We start from the raw sequence: 247 nt of genomic DNA, 5'->3' as shown, positions 1-247 counted from the left end.
TTCTTTCAGATAATTCCTTAGTTCAAACACAGATAACTCATATTCCTGTTTTAAAATTACATAACCTACCAAATATTTATCTTTAGTTTCCTTATCAATGCGTGCCATAACCACTGTTTCCTGAACAGCTTGATGCTCACTTAATATATTTTCTATTTCACCCAGTTCAATTCGAAAACCTCGGATTTTCACTTGATTGTCAATTCGACCCAAAAATTCAATATTTCCATCTGGTAAATAGCGAACT

The 247-nt window shown here is 32.4% G+C and carries 1 protein-coding gene; it reads right to left on the bottom strand.

The window, feature by feature from the left end; genetic code table 11:
• Positions 1-247, bottom strand: a 247-nt coding sequence (locus tag MR079_RS29615) for an AMP-binding enzyme (protein ID WP_242295115.1), incomplete at both ends; no start/stop codon positions are given.

The organism is Bacillus cereus group sp. BfR-BA-01381, from assembly GCF_022663555.1.
GTDB lineage: Bacteria > Bacillota > Bacilli > Bacillales > Bacillaceae_G > Bacillus_A > Bacillus_A pacificus.
Note: the sequence above shows the minus strand (reverse complement) of the source record. Positions and strands in the feature narration are given on the sequence as shown.